Source organism: Wolbachia endosymbiont of Madathamugadia hiepei (genome assembly GCF_013366855.1).
Classification (GTDB): domain Bacteria; phylum Pseudomonadota; class Alphaproteobacteria; order Rickettsiales; family Anaplasmataceae; genus Wolbachia.
On the sequence record NZ_WQMP01000062.1, the window covers coordinates 1 to 5,681 of the forward strand.

General features: G+C 36.6%; 4 protein-coding genes. 2 read left to right on the forward strand and 2 right to left on the reverse strand.

The features are described from left to right. Positions 1-476: 476 nt before the first annotated feature. The gene (leuS, locus tag GO685_RS03030; protein WP_175937519.1) at positions 477-3,020 is read right to left on the reverse strand and encodes a leucine--tRNA ligase; all 2,544 of its coding nucleotides are present in this window, start codon (positions 3,018-3,020) and stop codon (positions 477-479) included. Positions 3,021-3,032: 12 nt separating this feature from the next. After that, the gene (locus tag GO685_RS03035) at positions 3,033-3,656 is read right to left on the reverse strand and encodes a murein hydrolase activator EnvC family protein (RefSeq protein ID WP_175937520.1); all 624 of its coding nucleotides are present in this window, start codon (positions 3,654-3,656) and stop codon (positions 3,033-3,035) included. Between the two features lie 440 nt (positions 3,657-4,096). Here GO685_RS03035 and GO685_RS05570 point away from each other — a divergent pair, with 440 nt between their 5' ends. Both GO685_RS05570 and GO685_RS05575 read left to right on the forward strand, forming a co-directional pair. Further along, entirely contained in the window at positions 4,097-4,777 is a 681-nt protein-coding gene (locus GO685_RS05570; RefSeq protein ID WP_246226390.1) for an AAA family ATPase, read from the forward strand. Positions 4,778-4,828: 51 nt separating this feature from the next. Next, entirely contained in the window at positions 4,829-5,509 is a 681-nt protein-coding gene (locus GO685_RS05575) for an ATP-binding protein (RefSeq protein ID WP_246226392.1), read from the forward strand. Positions 5,510-5,681: the final 172 nt, after the last annotated feature.

Here is a 5,681-nt window from a genome sequence, read left to right on the forward strand (position 1 = left end):
ATGCCATTTGGTAGTTTCTCTATTTTTAGCTAAGTTAAACTACCAGTTTTTGCTACATCTTTCCTTATTTTCTCATGATAAACTTTTTTCATAGAGACTAGATCCTACTACCCTGTCTTTACTAGCAATATTGTTAATGTTACTGAGAACCTCAAGTTCAAATTTGGAGTTTTGGTTATAATGATAACCAAAAACGACGCTAGGTTTCACTACAAAGCCACCACCCCATCCAGCACCAAAGTTAAACCTGCGCGTAATACTGACTTTCTAAACTAGCCGCTACATCACCCGCTGCACTCGCTAGAGATGAAGTGAGTAATACAGCTAAGGTGCATAATTTCTTCATTTTTATATAACTCCTCATACAAAAAAAAATATATATAATGCACAAGTATATAACCTTTATATTAAAAAAAGGTATAACTACATGTCAAAAAAAAGTATAACTATGAAATTAAGGATCACTACTCAGATTTTTATATAACTATGTTTACTATCTTATTTGGTACAGCATATATAGCGCGAACTTTGCTTTGATCAATCCTATTGGACACAGAATCTATTGCTATTTTCTTTAATTCTTCTTGAGATAAGTCGGCTGCCACCTCGATTGTTGTACGTAATTTTCCATTGATCTGAACTGCTACGGTCACCACATCATCAATCAGTAATGATTTGGTAGCCTGTGGCCAAGGCTTTAGATATAGCATACCTTCACCTCCTATTTCTTGCCATAAGTTTTCAGCCAGGTGTGGTATGAACGGTTCTATTACTCTGATTAGTATACATATACCTTCATCAATAAGAGATTTTCCATCTTTCACATCTATTTCAGCTATTAAATTTGTCATTTCACGGAATTTTGCCACTACGCAGTTTAATCTGCAGCTTTCCAAGTCATCTGTCAGTCCGTGCAAGAGCTTATGTATTTTTTTTCTGTATTCTAAAAGTTTACCTGTAACATTTTCGTTATCATAGCGCATGTCCACGGGTCTTAGCTGCATTACCATGCGCCACAATTTATTTATGTAGCGAGAACAACCTTCCACGCCATCATCGGACCACTCCATATCTTTCTCTGGAGGAGTGTCAGATAATACGAACAAGCGAGCAGTATCAGCACCGTACTTTTCTATGATAAAATTCGGGTCAACTGTATTCTTCTTTGATTTACTCATCTTCTCGACTTTTCCAACTTGAACCTCAGCACCTTGTGCCATCAATTCCTTTGCTTCTTCAGGAAAAAGCCATTTGCCATTCTCATCTTTGTAGGTTACATGACAGACCATTCCTTGAGTGATCAAAATAGAGAAAGGCTCCTTAATATCAAGGTAACCACATTTGGTCAAAGCGCGGCAGAAAAATCGTGAGTAAAGCAGGTGCAAGATCGCATGTTCTATTCCACCTATATAATAATCTACAGGCATAAAACGATTACACGCATCCTTATTGATAGATTTATTTTCACTACAAAATGCAGCAAAATACCAGGAAGATTCAAAAAAGGTGTCAAATGTATCAGTTTCACGTTCTGCTTGTTTTCCGCATTTTGGGCAATCAACGAATTTCCAAGTTGGATGTTTATCAAGCGGATTGCCACCGCTGGTAAATTCCACATCCGTTGGCAGAACTACGGGAAGGTCTTTTTCTGGCACTGGCGCAGTATCACAATCTTTACAATATATAATAGGTATAGGGCATCCCCAATAACGTTGCCTTGAAATTCCCCAATCATGTAAACGATAGTTTATCGTTTTTTTGCCTATTCCTCCTTCTTCAAGCTTTTTAATGGCTACTTCCTTTGCTTTACTGACAGTTAATCCGTTTAAGAATTCAGAGTTGAACATTACCCCATCGCTGGTATATACTTCTTTTAAGGTCTCTGTAGCTTGTGCACCCTCTTCACGAACTACAGGAATAATCGGCAAGTCATATTTCTGTGCAAATTCAAAATCACGCTGATCATGCGCAGGGCACCCAAAAATTGCACCTTCTCCATATTCCATCAATACAAAATTCGCTATGTAAAGCGGCAATTCCTTGTCAAGGAATGGGTGTTTGACATTCAATCCGGTGTAAATTCCAAATTTTTCGTCATTTTCCCCCTTTGTGTTTATACCATCAATTGTCATTCCAGCGCGTGACGCTGGAATCCATTCATCTTTTTGCTGGATCCCAGTGTCGGAGCACTGGGATGACAAAACTTCAGGAGCATCTGGAGGCATGATATCCTGCATAATAGGGTGCTCTGCTGCTACCGCAAGAAAAGAAGCTGCAAACAAAGTATGAGGAGAAGTTGTAAAAATCTTTAATTTTTTATTTAGACCAACTATTTCAAACTCTATGGTGACCCCTTCGGATTTTCCTATCCAATTCTCTTGCATTGTTTTGACTTTTTCTGGCCAATTTTTTAAATCTTGTAAACACTTGAGCAAATCTTCAGCGAAATCACTAATCTTTAAAAACCATTGGGATAACTTACGTTTTTCAACAACCGCGCCTGACCGCCATCCTTTTCCGTCGACTACTTGTTCATTTGCAAGCACTGTTTGGTCTACCGGGTCCCAGTTAACCCACGACTCTTTTCGGTAGGCAAGCCTATGCTTTAAAAAATCCAGGAAAAATTTTTGTTCGTGTTTGTAATAGTCAGGCTCACATGTGGAGAGTTCACGCTCCCAATTATAAGAAAGACCTATAGATCTAAGCTGCGCATGCATACTATCTATATTCTCTTTCGTCCGTGCCGCAGGGCTAATATTATTATCCCTTGCTGCATTTTCAGCTGGCAACCCAAACGCATCCCAGCCAATTGGGTGCAAAACCTCAAATCCGCAAGCTCTCTTATAACGCGCTATCACATCTCCTATTGCATAGTTGCGCAGGTGTCCCATGTGAATTTTTCCAGATGGATATGGAAACATCTCCAACACGTAACATTTCTCTTGCTTACTATTTTTGCTCACAGAAAAGTTCCACTTATCTTGATAAAATTTTTCAACGTTTTTAAAATCATATTTCATATAAATCCAAATTCAATTACAGTTCATATGCTTCAAGGGATCAACCGCTTGACCGTTATGCCGTATTGTAAAGCATATCTGCGGATCTTTATCCTGCGTACTTGACTTACCTGCAGACCCAATTACTTGACCCTGTTTTACTTTATCACCAATTTCAACGTGTATGTTTTTTAAATAGGAGTACACAGTCACATAATTATCTTTATGTTCTACTATAATTAAATTTCCATACCACCTCAGCCCTTTGCCTACGTATATCACTTTACCAGGTGCAGAAGCAACTACATTTGTTCCGCCTTGAGCAGCAATTTTTACTCCATCTTTACATACTTCATCAGAGGAAGAAGTTGAAATAACAGTACCTTTAACTGGCATTATAAATTTACAATTTACCCCATCAATTTCCACATTTTGCGCTTTATTATTATCTCTATATACCTTATCTATGACAACTTTTCTATTCTCTTTTCTTATTGAAGAATCAACATCCTCTCTAATTAAATGGTATTCCCTTGTATATTCTAGGTCTCTTTTTCCATAAAACTCTTCACCTTTAAGCAGCACAGGTGCAGGTTTTTGCAGGCCACAGCTTATTAGTATTGCCGATAATATAAAGAATGAGGCTATACGCTGCATAAATCTATTTAAATGATTTAAACTATATTAAATAGCATACTTTTGAAGTAAAAAGATTTTTATGTTATTTTTTCTGTTGTTAATTTACTTCTTGGCATTTTGTAATGATTTATGTTAAATCATTCTAAAATTAGTTAAACTGACTCTGAAGGAACAGTTGTAGTTTGCTTTTTAGATGGGTTTGGTTGACCTTACCCAGAAAAAGTGGAGACAAAGATCACAACTTATTTACGTCTCCACTTTTATAGCCCGTGATGGAGACAAAGATCGCAATTTGTTTATATCTCCAATTTTATCACACATAATGGAGAGACAAAGATCACAATTTATTTATATCTCCAATTTTATAGCTCATAATGGAGACAAAGATCACAATTTATTTACTTACGTCTCCAATTTTATCACACATAATGGAGACAAAGATTTATATTTCGTGTTTTATGTCTCCATCATTTATTGGTAGGCAAGCTGAGTTAAAGCAATTACTGGAGCTTAAAGAAAAAAATACCGCTTCTTTTGTTGTAGTCAAAGGAAGACGTAGTATAGGAAAAAGCAGCTTAATTCAAGAGTTCGGTAAGCATTTTGAGCAATATTACTCATTTATAGGTTTACCGCCGGAGAAGCATACTACAATATCTCACCAACTTAATGAATTTTCTAGGCAAATTGCTAGGCAATTTCACACGTCTTTTGCTAGGTATGATAACTGGAGCGATTTACTATGGGCAGTTGGCGAGCGTCTACTATCAGGGAAAATATTACTGCTATTTGATGAAATCTCTTGGATGGGCTCAAAAGATCCAACTTTTTTGGGCAAAATAAAGAATTTTTGGGATACACAGCTAAAAAATAACAACAAGTTAATTTTTGTTGTGTGTGGATCTGCATCATCTTGGATCGAAAAAAACATATTCAGTAGCACTGGTTTTGTAGGAAGAATATCGATGACTTTAACACTTGGGGAATTAGCACTTTCTGATTGCAATAGATTTTGGCCAAAGAATATTTCGGCATACGAAAAGTTTAAGGTACTCGCAGTAACCGGCGGAATTCCAAAGTATTTAGAAGAGGTAAATTTTAAACATAGTGCTAAAGAAAATATCAAAAAGCTTTGTTTTTAGAAAGGCGGGTTTTTAGTTGAGGAATTTGACCAAATATTTTCAGATTTATTCATGCGAAAAACAGCTTTTTATAAGCAAATAGTCAGGGCTCTTTCTACTGGAGCTAAAGAACAGGAAGAAATTTGTGCTGCTTTAGACATTGCGAGACACGGACGCATTTCCGAGTATCTATATGAGCTCGAGCTTGCTGGTTTTATTACAAAGGATCACACTTGGAATATAAAAACGGGTATTGATTCGCGACTGAGAAGGTACAGACTTCAAGATAACTATTTAAGGTTTTATCTAAAATATATTGAAAAAAATCTAGGAAAAATTAATCGCGATACCTACTCCATGGGGTTGCTCGCATCTCTACCAGAGTGGCATACAATCATCGGACTTCAGTTTGAAAATTTGGTGCTTAACAATAGAAAGAGCATACATAATATCTTAGGAATTGATGGAATAGTAAGCGAAAATCCATTCTTTCAGAGGAAGACAAGCAATAGTGCTGGATGTCAAATCGATTACATGATTCAAACAAAGTTTAACACTCTCTACATTTGCGAAATCAAATTTTCAAAAAATAAAATTGGTCACTCAATAATACAGGAAGTACAAACGAAAATAGATACACTAAACCGTCCAAAAGGCTTTTCATGCCGTCCAGTCCTCATTCACGTTAATGGTGTAAGTGATGACGTTATAGATAGTGACTATTTTTCAAATATAATTGATTTTGGAGAGTGATTGAATTGTAATACCAATGGTAACAGGACAAATTAAATTGCCAGTCAACAATGCTGTCATCCCAGCGCGCGACGCTAGGATGGCTTTGTTGCATGGCAACTAAAAAATCTAGTGGTTACTGACAAAATTCATTATAAAGTTTCTATTTGGCTACCGAAGAAAGAATATGCCA

Bases quoted from the DNA above. Each gene is read 5' to 3' on its own strand.
- leuS (WP_175937519.1), bottom strand. From the start codon at position 3,020: ATGAAATATGATTTTAAAAACGTTGAAAAATTTTATCAAGATAAGTGG.
- GO685_RS03035 (WP_175937520.1), bottom strand. From the start codon at position 3,656: ATGCAGCGTATAGCCTCATTCTTTATATTATCGGCAATACTAATAAGC.
- GO685_RS05570 (WP_246226390.1), top strand. From the start codon at position 4,097: ATGTCTCCATCATTTATTGGTAGGCAAGCTGAGTTAAAGCAATTACTG.
- GO685_RS05575 (WP_246226392.1), top strand. From the start codon at position 4,829: ATGCGAAAAACAGCTTTTTATAAGCAAATAGTCAGGGCTCTTTCTACT.